Source organism: Candidatus Lariskella endosymbiont of Epinotia ramella (assembly GCF_964019805.1).
Classification (GTDB): Bacteria; Pseudomonadota; Alphaproteobacteria; order Rickettsiales; family Midichloriaceae; genus Lariskella.
Window position 1 is genome coordinate 410,234 of record NZ_OZ026472.1, and the last position, 12,849, is coordinate 423,082.

Consider the following 12,849-nt stretch of genomic DNA (forward strand, 5'->3'; position numbering starts at 1 on the left):
AGATATGGGGCTTAAAGTTTATAAATCCGTTACACCTTCCATGAGACACTTAGTGTCAGTTGATAAAGCGATATTATGGAAAGGAAAGCCAGAAAGGTCTTTGACTGTTGGATTGAGTTCTACTGGTGGTAGAAACAACTTAGGGCGTACAACATCTTGGAAGAAAGGTGGTGGGCATAAGAGAAAGTATAGATTAATAGATTTTTTTCGTGTTAAATTGGATCAATCTGCGGTTGTTCAAAGATTTGAATATGATCCAAATAGAGGTGCTTTTATTGCGCTTATTAAGTATGAGGATGGTGAGCTTTCGTATATAATTGCACCACAGAAGTTAAGTGTTGGAGATAGTGTTATTTCCGCAGATCTGGCTGATGTGAAGGTAGGAAATTCAATGTTAGTTAGAAATGTGCCAATTGGTACTATAGTACACAATATAGAGTTGAAACCTAAAAAAGGAGCGCAGATTGCTAGGGCCGCTGGTACATATGCACAGTTAATAGGAAAGGATGCTGCTTATGCTCTACTTAAATTGCGTTCGGGAGAAATAAGAAAGATTCCTTTAATGTGTAGGGTAACTATAGGAGCTGTTTCTAATCCTGATAATCAAAATATAAAGATAGGTAAGGCTGGAAGAAACAGATGGCTTGGTGTTAGGCCTACTGTTAGAGGTGTAGCGATGAATCCTGTTGATCATCCACATGGTGGTGGTGAGGGAAAAACTTCTGGCGGTAGACATCCTGTTACTCCTTGGGGTAAACCTACAAAGGGTAAGCATACGCGGAACAGTAAACGCACTGACGGATGGATTGTGCGTTCGAGGCATAAAAATTAATTAATAGGGTATCATGGGAAAAAGAGCTGCTTGGAAAGGACCTTTCATAGATAGTCATCTTTTGAAAAAGGTAAATGAGGTTTTAAATTCAGATGGATATAAAGTCGTAAAAACTTGGTCTAGGCGCTCGACTATATTGCCAGAGTTTGTTGGTCTTACGTTTTACGTGTATAATGGTAAGAAATTTATACCTGTGTTGGTAACTGAAGGTATGGTTGGAAAGAAATTGGGCGAGTTTGCCCCGACTAGAGTGTTCTCGGGTCACAGCGCAAACAGGAAAGCTAATAGGGCATGAGGTTGTTATATGATTAGTAGTACATCGAATTTTTTTGATTCTGAACAGTCAAATGCTAAGCACATAGCAATAAAGTCTAGTGTAAGGAAGGTGAACCTTCTTGCGAAAATGATTAAAGGTTTAAGTGTTGCGGATGCTTCTCTACAATTGCAGTTTTCTAAGAAGAAAGTTGCGTATGATTTGAAGAAAATATTAAATTCTGCAGTTGCTAATGCAGAGAATAATTTTGGTATTGATATTGATAAACTGTATATTGCTTCTGTCTTAGTTGGAAAAGCTTTCGTTTTAAAGCGTTTACATGCTAGAGCTAGGGGACGTGCGGCTAGGATAAGCAAGCCTTATAGCCGTGTAGAAATTATTTTAAAAGCAAGAGGTTAATTGTATGGGGCAAAAGGTAAATCCTGTTGGGTTTAGGCTTGGAGTAATAAATACTTGGGATTCGATATGGTATGCTGATAGAGGCTATGCTGATAAGTTGCATCAAGATCTTAAAATTAGGCAGTATATTACTTCATCTTTTGCTATTGCTGGAATTAGTAAAGTAAAAATAGAGAGATTGGCCAAAAAGGTACGTGTAATAATTAAAAGTGCTAGGCCTGGAATGATAATAGGTAAGAAGGGTGAAGATATAGCAAAAATTAAATCTATGATTGAAAAAATTACTACTACTGACGAGGTGGTAGTAAGCATAGTAGATGTAAAGAAAGCAGAAATTGATGCAAATCTTGTTGCTACTAGTGTGGCGCAGCAACTTGAAAAGCGTACAGCTTTTAGAAAAGCTGCGAAGAGAGCTATTCAGTCTGCTATGAGGCTTGGTGCTAAAGGTGTGCGTTTAAATATTTCAGGTAGGCTAGGTGGTGCTGAAATTGCTAGGACTCAGTGGTATAAAGAAGGAAGGGTGCCTCTGCATACTTTAAGAGCAAAGATTGGTTATGCTTGTGCTTCAGCGCACACAACTTATGGCGTGCTTGGAGTGAAAGTTTGGATTTATCGCGGAGAAAGAGTTTCTTCCGACGGTTTATATGATGATTAGTAGTGGTAAGTTATTTATATGTTAAGTCCAGCAAAAACTAAGTTTAGAAAAGCATTCAAAGGAAGGATTCATGGTAGTGCCAAAGGTGCTACAAAGTTAGACTTTGGTATATTTGGTCTAAAAGCAATGGAGCCAGAACGTATTACTGCCAGGCAGATAGAGGCTGCTAGAAAAGCTGTAATGAGGCATTTGCGTCGTGTAGGAAAGTTGTGGATCAGAATGTTTCCTGATATTCCAGTGTCAAGAAAGCCTGCTGATGTTAGGATGGGTAGTGGAAAAGGTAGTCCTGAGTTTTGGGTATGTAGAATTAAGCCAGGTCATATAATGTTTGAGTTAGATGGTGTGGATGAAGAGCAAGCTAGGGGAGCGTTTGAGAAAGCATCTGCTAAGTTGCCTATAAAGACCAAGTTTATTAAGAGGTTAGGTGAGGATTAGGATATGAGTGAGAATTCTAGCGCGGCAAAGGCTTCGCAATTATTGAGCTTAAAGAAGCAGTTGATGGGCTTGCGTTTCCAGAAAGCTTCTGGTGAGTTAAAGGATACTAGCAAAATAAGGCGTTTGAAGAAAGAAGTTGCTAGGTTTTATACTACGTTAAATATGAAGTGAAAAGATGCCTAAGAAGATATTACAGGGAACCGTTATCAGCAAGAAAATGGATAAGACTATTTCTGTTTTGGTTGATCGTTATGTTGAACATCCTAGATATCGTAAGATGATAAAAAGGAGTAAGCGGTATGCTGTTCATGATGCTTTGAATGAGTATAGCGAGGGAGAGACAGTAAAAATAATAGAGTCTCGTCCGCTTTCTAAGACTAAGCGTTGGGTGGTTTATAAAGTATAGGCTGGGTGAGAACTATTAGTTTTTGATGGATGACAGATGATATATATGAAGACAAATTTGGCGGTAGCTGATAATACGGGCGCTAAGAAGGTGCAATGTATTAAGGTACTTGGTGGATCTCATAAAGACTGTGCTAGTGTAGCGGATGTGATTGTTGTCTCGATTAGAGATGCTGTTCCTAATGCTAGAGTGAAAGAGGGAGATGTTTGTAGAGCAGTGGTGGTGCGTGTTGCTAAAGAAGTAAAAAGACATGATGGAAGTTCGATAAAATTTTATGAAAATGCTGTAGTGCTTATCAATAAGCAAGGTGAGCCAATGGGGTCTCGTGTCTTTGGACCTGTTGATAGAAAATTACGTTCAGCTGGATTCATGAGAATTGTTTCTTTAGCCCCGGAGGTTTTGTAAAGATGTTAAAGTTAAAAGTGAAAAAAAATGATAAGGTTGTCATTATTGCTGGCAGAGATAAAGGTAAGAAAGGTGTAGTTTTAAATGTATTTCCTAAAGAATCTAGGGTTCTTGTTTCTGGTATAAATATTGTTAGTAAACATGTGAAGCCTTCTGTCGCACATGGTTCTGGAGGAGTTATAAGAAAGGAATCGCCAATACATGTATCAAATGTGATGCATGATGACCCGAAGCTTGGTATACCAGTTAGAGTGGGATATAAAGTGCTTGAAGATGGCAGAAAAGTTAGATACTCTAAGCGATCTGGCGAAATTATAGATATCGCTAATTAATTTTTCCCGGTGGAGCGTTTTTATGAGTAATAGTAGGTTATATAGCCATTACCTCAAAGAGGGAGTGAGCTTTTTACGAAGTAGGTTTTCATATAGCAACTCAATGCAGGTTCCAAAGCTTGTAAAGATTGTTGTGAGTAGCAGTATTAAGGATGGTAATGACGCTGAAGTAGTCAGCTCAGAGCTGAAATTAATAACAGGGCAACAACCTGTAGTTACTAATGCGAAGAAATCTATTGCAGGTTTTAAGCTAAGACAAGGTATGCCAATTGGTTGTGTTGTGACATTACGTAGGCATATGATGTACAATTTTCTGGATCGCTTTGTAAATATAGCGTTGCCTAGAGTGCGTGATTTTAGAGGTCTAATCTCAAAGCAGTTTGATGGAAGAGGAAATTTTGCTTTTGGTTTAAAAGAACAGCTGGTGTTTCCTGAAATTAACTATGATAAGGTGGATAAGACTCGTGGCATGAACTTGGTGATTGTTACAACTGCTGAAACTGATGCTGAAGGCAAAGCGCTTTTGGAATTTTTTAATATGCCTTTTATTAAATAAGAATTATAGAGTTTTTACTTTATGGCTAAAACTAGTGTTGTGCAAAGAAATCTTAAGCGAATTAAATTGGTAAAGAGTTGTGCTAAGAAGCGTGCCACTCTAAAGTCTATTGCTTATAACAGATCACTCCCTTTGCAAGAAAGGTTTGAAGCTCAGCTTGCGTTGAGTGAGATGCCACGCGATGCTTCTCCTGTAAGAGTGAGAAATAGGTGTCTGATTACTGGTAGAGGGCGTGGATATTATAGAAAATTTAAGATGTCGCGTATCTGCATTAGGGAATATGCTGCTATGGGTGCTTTGCCTGGAGTTGTTAAGTCTAGTTGGTAAGTTTTTATTATTTGGTATAAAAATGTCTAATGTTGTTTTGTTATCTGATGTCTTAACTCGAGTGCGTAATGGGCAGAAGGCTGGGCATCCTTTTGTTGTTTCTAGTACTTCTAAATTTATTACTTCTGTTTTGGAAGTTATAAAATCCGGAGGATATATTAAGGGGTATGAAGAATTTGAAGAAAGAAAAGGCGTAAAAAGAGTGAAGATTGATCTTCGTTATTATAAAGGGCTTCCAGTTATACAAGAAATGTCAATGGTATCAAAGCCTGGTAGAAGAGTCTATTCTTCTATAGAGTCTTTGGGAAAAATTTATGGAGGATTAGGCATTTTTGTATTATCTACCTCTAAAGGTGTTATCTCTGATGTTGAAGCTAGATCATTGAAGGTTGGTGGTGAAGTGCTTTGTCAGGTATTTTAAAGATACTGAATATATTTTTCAGGCATCATTTGGTGTTATTTGGATTTTGTTAATACGCTTTGGTTGTTAAAGATGTTGTGTTTTGACTGATTTTTATCCTTAGTACATTTACTTATTATGATAGTTTGATATCGTAGATTGCCTGTAAAGCTGCTGTGTTACATAGTTTGCTCTTTTACTAGAGATTTGCTGTATCTTTCGTTTTATGAGCTAATTTATTAAACTTATAATATTTCATTATAAATTTATATTTCCTGAGATAGCTGTTTTATTAGTCGCATGCGTCATAACTGTTGAAGCGCAGCATAAAAAGTGGCAAGATTGCTAAAAACCTTATGAATTTTGTTAGGCATTCCAGGCAGTGCCTAAGTAATATTTATAATTATCAAACAAATTAATATGTTCAAAAATTAGTGTAGGACAGTTTTAAAAGCTAATTTTTATACAGTGAACCTTCCGAAAAATTTATTTGTGCAGCAAATTGATTTTCGACGGACAGACTAATTATACTCCTGCTGGAGTGATAATTTTGAACGACATTGCTTGAGTGATTTGAAGTATATAATGACTTGAGGTGTTGTTGCCATATCGTTGTCTTCTATTTTTTCTGTTTTGTGAATAATTGAAGATTTGGATGGTGGCACAGATTTTTCGTTTGCACAGTGATTTTTTGTTGAGATTGCTTGTGTTATTCTATATATTACATTAGGCTTCGCGAGAGCAGAGCTTAATGTGCATAACTTGAGAGTATCTTTTATTATGTCTAGAGTAGGTAAATTACCGATCAGTATACCGGGTTCTGTGAAATTTCAGGTTGATGGTAGTGATATTAATTTAACTGGTCCAAAGGGTTCTTTGTCTCTTCAGGTGCGTAATATCGTTGTGAATATGAGTGGTAACCAGGTTACAATCATACCGTCTGATGAATCCTCTGTATCACGTGCTATGTGGGGGTTATTTAGGAGTTTACTATTTAATGCAGTAAAAGGTGTAAGTGAAGGCTGGACTAGGCGTTTGGAGATTAATGGCGTTGGCTATAGAGCTACTGCATCTGAGGGTTTTTTAGTTCTGAGCTTGGGTTATAGTCATGAGGTCATTTATGCTATTCCTCCTTCGATTGAGATAAAGTGTGAAAAGCCTACTTTGCTATTGATTTCAGGCTGTGATAAGCAGCTTGTTGGGCAAGTCGCTGCTGAGATTAGGCAGCTTAGAAAACCTGAGCCATATAAAGGCAAAGGCATCAAGTATGATGATGAGGTCATAAGACGTAAAGAAGGTAAGAAAAAATAATTTAGTGCGATGGGTAGTTCTGATGTCAGGTAAGGTAAGAAGTTTATTTGTAAAGCGTAGGCAAAGAATAAGATTTGCTTTGAAGAAAAAAGCTGGCTCTGTTAGATTGAGGCTTACTGTTTTTCGCTCAAATCAACATATTTATGCTCAGTTGATAGACGATTCTAAGTCTTCTACTGTTGTTTCTGCTTCTACTTTAGATAAGCAACTTGATATAAAAGGTTCTACTAATAATATGGAAGCTGCCAAAGCTGTTGGTAGGATGGTTGCTGAACGTGCGAAAAAGTTGAATGTATCGAAAGTTGTGTTTGATAGAAGTGGTTATATTTATCATGGTAAAGTAAAGGCTTTAGCTGATGCTGCGCGTGATGGTGGCTTGTTATTTTAGTTGTGCGTAACTTATTTTTTGTTTCTTATTATTTACTGTGAGTTTGGAGTTGAAATTGAATGGTTAAAAGTAAGAGTGGCTCAGCATCTGCTGATGTTATGGAGAAGCTGGTATATGTCGGGCGGTGTGCAAAAGTTGTAAAAGGTGGGCGTAAGTTTACTTTTGCAGCGGTTGTAGTAGTAGGAGACGGAAAGGGTAAAGTAGGATTTGGTCTTGGGAAAGCCGCGGAGGTTGTGGATGCTAGAGAAAAGGCTTTATCTGTTGCTAAGAAAAGTATGATTAAAGTTCCTTTGAGAGAAGGTAGGACTTTGCATCATGATATAAAAGCTAAATTTGGTGCTGGTAAAGTTGAAATGAGAGCGGCTCCTGTTGGAACTGGTATAATAGCTGGAGGAGCGGTTCGTGCGATATTTGAGCTTTTAGGAGTGAAAGATGTTGTTGCAAAGTCTGTTGGTTCTACAAATCCGCATAACCTAATTAGAGTTACTTTTGCTGGCTTGAAAAAGATGAAGTCACCTCGCTATGTTGCTGAGAAGCGTGGAAAGAAAATATCTGAAATTGTTGGAAGTAGAGAAAAATCTGTTTAGTGTTATGATAGCTAAGGCAGCATAACTCTTTTATGCTGCCTTAATCTGCTTAAGGAAATTGAAAACATTATAGAGTGAGCGTATAGCTTGAAATTTTAAATCTAAAGTGAGATCTTTAGTTCATAGATTCCAAACGCTTCAGCATGCTGCCGATTTTGCTTTCACAATATATAATGTCTTCAACTTACTTAACTATATTTGCAAAGAAATTAATGAATCTATCCGTAAAGATTGATTTTGCGCAGAAGTTAAATATACAAAAATTAGCTTTTATATCTGTCCTGCGCTAATTTTCCGAGATTATTAATGGCCCTATGCCTAGCAAATACTACTTTCACAAAATCCCTAAGTTTTTTTGCGCGTGCGAAGTAATGCTTGAAAATTAGGCCATAAATGTTTGCGCAAGTGGCTTTGCCAGTAGTGCCGTAGCTAACATGAATTGCTAATTAGTCCATCCGCCAAAAATTTATTTGCGTAGCAAATCAATTTTTGTGGAGAAGTTAAATGTACAAAAATTAGCTCAGGATTTAGCCATGCGCTAATTTTTGGATATATTTTTGTATATATTATTACTCATGTGCCCTGTAAACGCTGCTTTCATAAAATTCCTTACGGATTTAAAACACTATTTTGACACTCTAAACATCATTTTATGCCGCTTCTGAGATTTTTGGTGTGCGGTGCATTCTAATTAATAATGTGAGTATATAGCAGATTTTTTTAGCAATGGCACTGTACCGGCAGTGCCGTTGTTGATCAGTTGATGTGATCTAAGCGCTTGCTTTGAGAAGTTTTACAGCAGAAAAATCATCAATATCTCCGCCAATAGCAGTCCTAGCGAAAAACTTGATATTGGGTTTGCTTGTTAAGTTATCTCGTAGTATTTTTACTTCTCCCCTTCGAACTATAGTGTAAAACCTAGAAAAGTCGCCAAATGCTATAGATAAACTTCCTTCTTTGAGTTGTGGCATATCAGATGATTGTAAAACTGCGGCACCAAAAAGTGTATCAGGTGAGCCTGAGCTAGTGCTAGGTTGCCATATATAATTCTCGTTTTTATCTTTTAGCATTCTGATAGTTTGAAGTGCGCTTCTACTCATCAAAAATTTTGCGTTATGCGCATATTTCTCATCAATGCTAAAAAATAGCTTCAAAATGCTGTCTATGTTATAATTACCAGCTATCCCAGAGTTTATTTGTTCTACTTTACTATTGCTAGAGCCATTTGGATACGAAAGTATTCCCATAGGCTTGCCAGTTCCGTTTCCATTTATGAAAGCTGAGTTTGCTTTTGAAGCTAATATGTTAGATAGTTTTCTTACTATGTATTCTTCTATATCTATTCTTGGATCGTCTATAATGGCTTGTGATATTTCTGGTTGAGCATATATTCTGTGTGCAACTATGGATTTTTTCCTTATTTTTACTGTGTCTGTTTTGTCAGAATTCGATTCAAAATCTTGAGTCCAGCTGGCTGATGTGTTTGAATCATCAGATATTAGTTCAAGTGAATCAGTAGATATCTCCATAACATTGCATATTTTGAGCATTGGAGAGATAGATTCCATGAAATTTGACATTTGTGAAGACATTTGATTGGTAATGCTATATCCTGCATCACTAAAGTCATTGAAGCTTTTAGTTTCAAGTGAAGATATTTCACTTTCTGTGCCTTTTTTAATATAACTATTAAATGCCTTTTGATATTTTAATTCTGATGAAGAGAGATTATACATTGGTGCAGTATTAAAGCGTGGACGAGCAAGGGCTGTTTCAATTCTTTCCAAGCTCGTTTTGTGTTCATCTATTGAATCGTTAATCTTTTTTATATGCTCTAGGGTGAGAGGATCTGCACTTCCTTTTTTTTCAATCTCTTTTTCTTTTCTATCATTTATTGATTTGAAATATTCCCATTCAGATGCAATTCTATTTATTGTTTCGTTTATTTCTTGTAAATTCATAGATTATGGATATTTTTATGTTGAGTGATAAAGTGATATCTGATGTTTAATTGTATATTTTTATAAATTCTAAAAATAACTTAGTGCTTTAATTATATTGCTTAAAAGTTTCTCATACTATTCTTTTGTTAATAGTGCCTAGTCATACCTTACAAAATTAGCATCGTAAAAATGTTCCTTATGTATTCATTCATACTTGCGCACCATTCTTCCTAGTTCTTTTTAAAGTCTGACTTCGTATGTATACTGAATAAATACAAATTATTCAGTTGCCTGCGATGTATATGTATTTCAAAGAGTTGTATAAAGAACAAGTAAGTAACTAGTCATTCACTAAGTTATTTTTTAGAATTGGTGTTCAAACTTCATTTGTGATATTTCTAATTTTTAGTTGCAGAAATAATAAAGTTGATCTAAAACAGTGGCTTGTGTTAATTAAGCATTTGATTTGCGAATGTTTCATTATTTAGGGTAATTTTAACCTTCTGCAAAAATTTATTTGTGCAGAAAATCAATTGTTGACGGGTAGACTACATACTCTTTTAGTATATATGTAAATAATTTGGAGTCTTTATCAAAGATTGTGTAAATTATAGTAGAGCCTATATTTGGAATTAATAAAGAATATAGGTAATTAGAATGAAGACAGAAAAGAATAAGAAAATAAATGAAGCGATAGATTTACTGATAGAAGGAGGAGCGGATTTAAAGACAGTACTGAAGCAGGATGGATTGATTAAGGAATTAACGAAGAGTATTTTGGAGAGAGCCTTGCAGGCAGAAATGTCTGAACACTTAGGTTATAACAAATATGATAGGTCTGAAACTGAGAATTGCAGGAATGGTCATTATAATAAGAATTTGATTACTGAGAATGGCAGTATCGAGTTAAATATTCCGCGAGATAGAGAAGGTAAATTTGCACCTGTAATTGTCTCCAAGAATCAAACAAGAATAGATGGTTTAGATCAAAAGATAATATCTCTGTATGCCAAGGGGATGAGTTTGTCTGATATCAAGATCCAATTACAAGAATTATATGGAGCAGAAGTTAGTGAGAGTTTAATTAGTAGGGTTACAGATGATGTAATTGATGAGGTTAGAATTTGGCAGAGTAGACCTCTTGAACCATTATATCCTATAGTATATTTTGATTGTTTAATAGTTAAGGTAAGGCAAGATAAACAGATAATTAATAAATCAGTATATGTTGCGCTGGGTATAGATTTACAGGGCCGGAAAGATATTTTAGGATTATGGATAAGTGAGAATGAAGGATCTAAATTCTGGCTTAGTAATTTTACTGAATTGAAGAATCGAGGATTAAAAGATATATTAATTGCCTGTAGTGATAACCTGACTGGTATGTCTGAAGCTATATGCGCAAGTTATCCCAAAACTGAGCATCAGCTTTGTATAGTACATCAAATTAGAAATAGCCTGAAGTATGTATCATATAAAGACAGAAAATTATTGGCATCAGATTTAAAGCTTATTTATAGCTCTGCTACTGAAGATGAAGCGCATCTTGCCCTAGAATCTTTTGATAAGAAATGGAGTAAACGATATCCACATATAGCAAAATCCTGGTATAATAATTGGGAGAATCTTGTAATATTTCTGCAATATCCAGAGAGTATCCGTAAGATAATTTACACTACAAATGCTATAGAATCGCTGAATAGTCAGTTGAGAAAAGTTACAAGAAATAAGCGTGTTTTCCCAAATGATGATTCGGTATTCAAGGTTTTATACCTAACGATTGATTATATTACCAAGAAATGGACCATGCCTATCTCTAACTGGAATGAAGCTATGGCTCATTTTATAATCAAATTTGATGGTAGAATTTAATGGCTCTAAAAAATTTACACAATCAATGAGAAAGACCCTAATTTGGGGCGGTTAGCTCAGTTGGTTAGAGCGCTACGTTGACATCGTAGAGGTCAGTGGTTCGAATCCGCTACCGCCCACCATTTATTGTTAAATCCAATTTAGTTTCGTTGCAGCTTGCTCAAGCTTTTTTGCGTTCTCGCTTAATGCTTTTAGATCTATATCTGTAATCTTTGCTTCTTTATTAGCTGCGAAAGTCACGAGGCTTACTTCCCATAATTTTATCTTGCGTATATATCTAATGTTTCCTTTGTGAAAAAAGTCCTCTGCGTTATATCCTATGCTCATGTGTTTTATTACGCCTTTTTTTATAAGAAAATATGCCTCTCTTCCTTGTGACAGGTCTAATAATATTTGACATTCGACATAGAGTCCGTGCTTATCTTCATATAGCGTATTTACTCTTCCTATTGGCTTTAATGTATCGTGTTGCCAAAGTAGTCGTATTTTCTCTGGATATTTGAGGTTGTCTCTAAATGCTCCTGGCATGACTAAATCATTTGTATTGTCTTTGACATTGAATACACTTGCGTATCCTGAAAATCTTCCTTCATCATCAATGGCTTTGGATTGTTCATTTATTTTATTTGCTTGTTTAATAAGAGTTTTATTATCATATTGGATTGATGCTCCGTATGTTGTATATGTATGTTTCATACGGAAATTTGCGTTATTATTTAAGTTTTGCGAGTTTATCAGAAAATCTTTCATAAATTTACACTTTATATGCAATGTTGGCTTTTAAAATCAGAACCTGCGTGTTATTCTTGGCTTGATATACAATCTGACAAAACCACGGTTTGGGATGGTGTTAGAAATTTTCAAGCAAGAAATTTTATGAAACAGATGCAAATTGGAGATTTATGTCTTTTTTACGAGTCTAGTCCAACAAAAGCTATTATGGGAGTGCTTGAAGTGATAAAAACATATTATCAAGACAAAAATGATGAGAATTTTGTTGTAGTAGATGTGCAATATGTTAAATCTCTCAGAAAACAAGTGAGGTTAGAGCAGATAAAAAAAGATTGTGAGATCGAAGGATTAATACTGACAACGCAGCCGAGACTCTCTGTTATGCCTGTTTCTGAGTGGAATTGGAAGCGAATAATTGAGCTATCAGAAGTGTTTTAGATAAGTGTGAGTAGTATAATCATCATATTTTTCAAAATTGGCGCTTTTAAAATGCTCTTTATGTAGTCTATCAGTCAAAAATTGATTTGCTGCGCAAATAAATGTTGCAGAAAATTAAATGTATAAAAATAAGCCTAAAGATGCAGTCCTGCGCTAATTTTCTGATATATAATTTGTTCGATATTTGCAAATACTACTTAAGTATAGTCGGGAATGCCACTTGCGCATACCTTTATGGCCTGATTTTCAAGTATTACTTCATTAATTTATTCGCAAATATATATAATATTTAACTCAGAAATTAACTGGTATTCTAAAAAATCCTCGCGCGTGCACTTACTGAAGGCAGTGCTTAGCAAAATCCATAAGGTTTTTGGCAATTTTACCACTTTTTCTGCTGGATTTCTGTGCGCCATAGTTGCTTGTAACCGAGACAAACCCTGCGCTTCTTAGAGCTATGGCGCATGCGACTAAGGAATATAGAACATTATTGCTTGCGCTTTCTTATTGAAAAACATATCCTGTCATGTGTGGCTTGCTCTTTGAGGTTAGTACGG

The 12,849-nt window shown here is 35.7% G+C and carries 19 protein-coding genes and 1 tRNA gene; 18 read left to right on the forward strand and 2 right to left on the reverse strand.

The window, feature by feature from the left end; genetic code table 11:
- The first annotated feature begins 4 nt into the window (after positions 1-4).
- From rplB to rpsE, 15 genes are all read left to right on the forward strand, one after another.
- A complete protein-coding gene (gene rplB / locus AACL20_RS01735) occupies positions 5-832 on the forward strand; it encodes a 50S ribosomal protein L2 (RefSeq protein WP_339042029.1) in 828 nt (275 codons plus the stop codon).
- 13 nt (positions 833-845) lie between these two features.
- On the forward strand, positions 846-1,127 hold the full coding sequence (rpsS, locus tag AACL20_RS01740; RefSeq protein ID WP_339052401.1) for a 30S ribosomal protein S19: 282 nt from the start codon (positions 846-848) through the stop codon (positions 1,125-1,127).
- A 9-nt stretch (positions 1,128-1,136) separates the two neighbouring features.
- Positions 1,137-1,505, forward strand: a complete 369-nt coding sequence (gene rplV, locus AACL20_RS01745; protein ID WP_339042032.1) for a 50S ribosomal protein L22 — start codon at positions 1,137-1,139, stop codon at positions 1,503-1,505.
- A 4-nt stretch (positions 1,506-1,509) separates the two neighbouring features.
- Positions 1,510-2,160, forward strand: coding sequence for a 30S ribosomal protein S3 (gene rpsC / locus AACL20_RS01750; RefSeq protein WP_339052402.1), 651 nt, complete (start codon positions 1,510-1,512; stop codon positions 2,158-2,160).
- Between the two features lie 18 nt (positions 2,161-2,178).
- On the forward strand, positions 2,179-2,595 hold the full coding sequence (gene rplP / locus AACL20_RS01755; protein WP_339052403.1) for a 50S ribosomal protein L16: 417 nt from the start codon (positions 2,179-2,181) through the stop codon (positions 2,593-2,595).
- Between the two features lie 3 nt (positions 2,596-2,598).
- Entirely contained in the window at positions 2,599-2,766 is a 168-nt protein-coding gene (gene rpmC / locus AACL20_RS01760) for a 50S ribosomal protein L29 (protein WP_339052404.1), read from the forward strand.
- A 4-nt stretch (positions 2,767-2,770) separates the two neighbouring features.
- Positions 2,771-3,001, forward strand: a complete 231-nt coding sequence (gene rpsQ, locus AACL20_RS01765; RefSeq protein ID WP_339052405.1) for a 30S ribosomal protein S17 — start codon at positions 2,771-2,773, stop codon at positions 2,999-3,001.
- Between the two features lie 36 nt (positions 3,002-3,037).
- On the forward strand, positions 3,038-3,406 hold the full coding sequence (gene rplN, locus AACL20_RS01770; RefSeq protein ID WP_339042042.1) for a 50S ribosomal protein L14: 369 nt from the start codon (positions 3,038-3,040) through the stop codon (positions 3,404-3,406).
- 2 nt (positions 3,407-3,408) lie between these two features.
- Entirely contained in the window at positions 3,409-3,738 is a 330-nt protein-coding gene (gene rplX / locus AACL20_RS01775; RefSeq protein ID WP_339052406.1) for a 50S ribosomal protein L24, read from the forward strand.
- A gap of 22 nt (positions 3,739-3,760) precedes the next feature.
- Positions 3,761-4,294 (forward strand): 50S ribosomal protein L5, encoded by a 534-nt coding sequence (gene rplE, locus AACL20_RS01780; protein WP_339042046.1) that lies wholly within the window; start codon positions 3,761-3,763, stop codon positions 4,292-4,294.
- A gap of 21 nt (positions 4,295-4,315) precedes the next feature.
- Positions 4,316-4,621: a 30S ribosomal protein S14 gene (gene rpsN / locus AACL20_RS01785; RefSeq protein ID WP_339052407.1), complete on the forward strand. Its 306-nt coding sequence runs from the start codon at positions 4,316-4,318 to the stop codon at positions 4,619-4,621.
- Positions 4,622-4,658: 37 nt separating this feature from the next.
- Positions 4,659-5,042, forward strand: coding sequence for a 30S ribosomal protein S8 (gene rpsH / locus AACL20_RS01790; protein WP_339052408.1), 384 nt, complete (start codon positions 4,659-4,661; stop codon positions 5,040-5,042).
- A gap of 732 nt (positions 5,043-5,774) precedes the next feature.
- A complete protein-coding gene (gene rplF, locus AACL20_RS01795) occupies positions 5,775-6,332 on the forward strand; it encodes a 50S ribosomal protein L6 (protein WP_339052409.1) in 558 nt (185 codons plus the stop codon).
- Positions 6,333-6,354: 22 nt separating this feature from the next.
- Positions 6,355-6,720 (forward strand): 50S ribosomal protein L18, encoded by a 366-nt coding sequence (gene rplR / locus AACL20_RS01800; RefSeq protein ID WP_410519914.1) that lies wholly within the window; start codon positions 6,355-6,357, stop codon positions 6,718-6,720.
- Between the two features lie 59 nt (positions 6,721-6,779).
- Entirely contained in the window at positions 6,780-7,307 is a 528-nt protein-coding gene (gene rpsE / locus AACL20_RS01805) for a 30S ribosomal protein S5 (RefSeq protein ID WP_339042054.1), read from the forward strand.
- A gap of 770 nt (positions 7,308-8,077) precedes the next feature.
- Here the strand turns inward: rpsE and AACL20_RS01810 are convergent.
- Positions 8,078-9,268 carry a phage major capsid protein gene (locus tag AACL20_RS01810; RefSeq protein ID WP_339052410.1) on the reverse strand — a complete coding sequence of 397 codons (1,191 nt, stop codon included), beginning with the start codon at positions 9,266-9,268 and terminating at the stop codon, positions 8,078-8,080.
- A gap of 639 nt (positions 9,269-9,907) precedes the next feature.
- Here AACL20_RS01810 and AACL20_RS01815 point away from each other — a divergent pair.
- Both AACL20_RS01815 and AACL20_RS01820 read left to right on the forward strand, forming a co-directional pair.
- Positions 9,908-11,122 (forward strand): IS256 family transposase, encoded by a 1,215-nt coding sequence (locus AACL20_RS01815; RefSeq protein WP_339051897.1) that lies wholly within the window; start codon positions 9,908-9,910, stop codon positions 11,120-11,122.
- 45 nt (positions 11,123-11,167) lie between these two features.
- Positions 11,168-11,244: transfer RNA gene (locus tag AACL20_RS01820), tRNA-Val, on the forward strand.
- Between the two features lie 7 nt (positions 11,245-11,251).
- On the opposite strand, the gene AACL20_RS01825 is transcribed toward AACL20_RS01820, so the two are convergent.
- Positions 11,252-11,818 carry an HK97 family phage prohead protease gene (locus AACL20_RS01825; RefSeq protein WP_339052411.1) on the reverse strand — a complete coding sequence of 189 codons (567 nt, stop codon included), beginning with the start codon at positions 11,816-11,818 and terminating at the stop codon, positions 11,252-11,254.
- 69 nt (positions 11,819-11,887) lie between these two features.
- Here AACL20_RS01825 and AACL20_RS01830 point away from each other — a divergent pair, with 69 nt between their 5' ends.
- Positions 11,888-12,292, forward strand: a complete 405-nt coding sequence (locus tag AACL20_RS01830) for an EVE domain-containing protein (protein WP_339052412.1) — start codon at positions 11,888-11,890, stop codon at positions 12,290-12,292.
- The last annotated feature ends 557 nt before the right edge of the window (positions 12,293-12,849 follow it).

Excerpts from the sequence above, each read along its gene's own strand:
- rplB (WP_339042029.1), top strand. The coding sequence starts at position 5 with ATGGGGCTTAAAGTTTATAAATCCGTTACACCTTCCATGAGACACTTA.
- rpsS (WP_339052401.1), top strand. The coding sequence starts at position 846 with ATGGGAAAAAGAGCTGCTTGGAAAGGACCTTTCATAGATAGTCATCTT.
- rplV (WP_339042032.1), top strand. The coding sequence starts at position 1,137 with ATGATTAGTAGTACATCGAATTTTTTTGATTCTGAACAGTCAAATGCT.
- rpsC (WP_339052402.1), top strand. The coding sequence starts at position 1,510 with ATGGGGCAAAAGGTAAATCCTGTTGGGTTTAGGCTTGGAGTAATAAAT.
- rplP (WP_339052403.1), top strand. The coding sequence starts at position 2,179 with ATGTTAAGTCCAGCAAAAACTAAGTTTAGAAAAGCATTCAAAGGAAGG.
- rpmC (WP_339052404.1), top strand. The coding sequence starts at position 2,599 with ATGAGTGAGAATTCTAGCGCGGCAAAGGCTTCGCAATTATTGAGCTTA.
- rpsQ (WP_339052405.1), top strand. The coding sequence starts at position 2,771 with ATGCCTAAGAAGATATTACAGGGAACCGTTATCAGCAAGAAAATGGAT.
- rplN (WP_339042042.1), top strand. The coding sequence starts at position 3,038 with ATGATATATATGAAGACAAATTTGGCGGTAGCTGATAATACGGGCGCT.
- rplX (WP_339052406.1), top strand. The coding sequence starts at position 3,409 with ATGTTAAAGTTAAAAGTGAAAAAAAATGATAAGGTTGTCATTATTGCT.
- rplE (WP_339042046.1), top strand. The coding sequence starts at position 3,761 with ATGAGTAATAGTAGGTTATATAGCCATTACCTCAAAGAGGGAGTGAGC.
- rpsN (WP_339052407.1), top strand. The coding sequence starts at position 4,316 with ATGGCTAAAACTAGTGTTGTGCAAAGAAATCTTAAGCGAATTAAATTG.
- rplR (WP_410519914.1), top strand. The coding sequence starts at position 6,355 with ATGTCAGGTAAGGTAAGAAGTTTATTTGTAAAGCGTAGGCAAAGAATA.
- rpsE (WP_339042054.1), top strand. The coding sequence starts at position 6,780 with ATGGTTAAAAGTAAGAGTGGCTCAGCATCTGCTGATGTTATGGAGAAG.
- AACL20_RS01810 (WP_339052410.1), bottom strand. The coding sequence starts at position 9,268 with ATGAATTTACAAGAAATAAACGAAACAATAAATAGAATTGCATCTGAA.
- AACL20_RS01815 (WP_339051897.1), top strand. The coding sequence starts at position 9,908 with ATGAAGACAGAAAAGAATAAGAAAATAAATGAAGCGATAGATTTACTG.
- AACL20_RS01825 (WP_339052411.1), bottom strand. The coding sequence starts at position 11,818 with ATGAAACATACATATACAACATACGGAGCATCAATCCAATATGATAAT.
- AACL20_RS01830 (WP_339052412.1), top strand. The coding sequence starts at position 11,888 with ATGCAATGTTGGCTTTTAAAATCAGAACCTGCGTGTTATTCTTGGCTT.